The organism is Streptomyces sp. UNOC14_S4 (genome assembly GCF_020740835.1).
GTDB lineage: Bacteria > Actinomycetota > Actinomycetes > Streptomycetales > Streptomycetaceae > Streptomyces.
Genome location: NZ_JAINFC010000853.1, coordinates 1 through 1,858 on the forward strand (window position 1 = coordinate 1; position 1,858 = coordinate 1,858).

Below are 1,858 nucleotides of genomic sequence, written 5' to 3' on the forward strand. Positions count from 1 at the left end.
GTCGAGGGGCGGAGCCCCCGTGGGGGACTGGGGGCGGAGCCCCCAGAGACACTTCCCACTACCTTCACCACCCACCCAGCCCGTCCGGCGTTTGAGGACGCGGCCGCAGGCCGCTCCCGCCGCAGGGCGGCGACGGCGAGAAGCCACCCCCGGTTACCGGAAACGGCGTGGCTGGGGAAAAATCGGCGATGAGGCCCTGGAAGAGACGAGGGGTGTACGAGGAGCACGGTGGTGGCTGAGCGCCAGCGGAACACGCAACCGGTGGAAGACCGGAAACCGCAGTCCGACGAGGCGCGCAGCGCGTTCACACCACCCCTGGGCGTGCCTCTTCCCGGTCCCCCGGAGGACGAGCACCCCACCTCCGAGTTCGCCCTGCCGGAGGGGGTGGCGGAGCCGGAGAGCGGGCCGGACGAGGGTTCCGCTTTCGCCGTCCCCGCGGGCACCGTGAGCTCCTTTCCCGCGGTCACCCCGCCGCACGGGATCCCCAAGATCAGCCTGACCAAGGAAGCGCCCTGGCAGGACCGCATGCGCACCATGCTGCGCATGCCCGTGGGGGAGCGGCCGGTACCCGAGCGCGCCGAGAAGGCGGACGAGCCCGGTCCGCCCGTGGGGCGCGTCCTCGACCTCACCCTGCGCATCGGCGAGCTGCTGCTCGCGGGCGGCGAGGGCGCCGAGGACGTGGAAGCGGCGATGTTCGGCGTCGCGCACGCGTACGGGCTGGGGCGCTGCGAGCCCACCGTCACGTTCACCCTGCTGACGGTCAGCTACCAGCCGTCCCTGACCGACGACCCGATCACGGCCAACCGCACGGTGCGCCGTCGCGGCACCGACTACACGCGGCTCTCCGCCGTCTTCCGGCTCGTCCACGACATCACCACGCGCGGGCTGACCCTGGAGGAGGCGTACCGCCGCCTCGCCGAGATGCGCCGCAACCGCCACCCGTACCCCGGCTGGGCGCTGACGGCGGCCTCCGGGCTGCTCGCGGGCGCGGCGAGCCTCCTCGTCGGCGGCGGGCTCGTGGTCTTCCTCGCGGCGGCCGCGGGCGCCATGCTGGGCGACCGGCTGGCGTGGCTGGCCTCGGGGCGCGGGCTGCCGGAGTTCTACCAGTTCGTCGCCGCCGCGATGCCGCCCGCCGCCATGGGCGTGGCGCTCAGCGCCAGCCACGCGCATGTGCAGGCGTCGGCCGTGATCACCGGTGGTCTGTTCGCGCTGATCCCCGGGCGGGCGCTCGTGGCGGGCGTCCAGGACGGCCTGACCGGCTTCTACATCACCGCGGCGGCCCGGCTGCTCGAGGTCGGCTACCTGATCGTCGGCATCGTCTGCGGCGTGCTCGTCGTGCTCTACGGCGGTGTGCACATCGGCGGCGGGACGCTCAACCCCGAGGCGGCCCTGCAACGCCAGGAGCGGCCGCTCATCCAGATCGCCGCGTCCATGCTGCTGGTCTTCGCGTTCGCGCTGCTGCTCCAGCAGGAACGCCACACCCTGCTGACGGTCACCCTCAACGGGGGCGTCGCCTGGGTGATCTACGCGGCGCTCGCCGACACGGCGGGGATCGACCCGGTCCCCGCCACGGCGATCGCGGCGGGCGTCGTCGGTCTCTTCGGCCAGCTCCTGGCCCGCTACCGGTTCGCGTCCGCGCTGCCGTACGTCACGGCGGCGATCGGGCCGCTGCTGCCCGGTAGCGCGACGTACTTCGCGCTGCTGAACTTCGCGAAGAACGAGCTCAGCACCGGGATCTCCGCCCTGACGAAGGCGGCGGCGCTGGCGCTGGCCATCGCGATCGGGGTGAACCTGGGGTCGGAGATGGCGCGGCTGTTCCTGCGGGTGCCGGGGGAGGGCGCGGCACGGCGCGCCGCGA

At 73.6% G+C, this 1,858-nt stretch carries 1 protein-coding gene; it reads left to right on the forward strand.

Annotated elements, in window-relative coordinates; translation table 11 throughout:
• Nucleotides 1-231 precede the first annotated feature (231 nt).
• Nucleotides 232-1,858: threonine/serine exporter ThrE family protein (locus K6I34_RS36465; protein WP_229332314.1), on the forward strand; the 1,627-nt coding region annotated here is incomplete at its 3' end.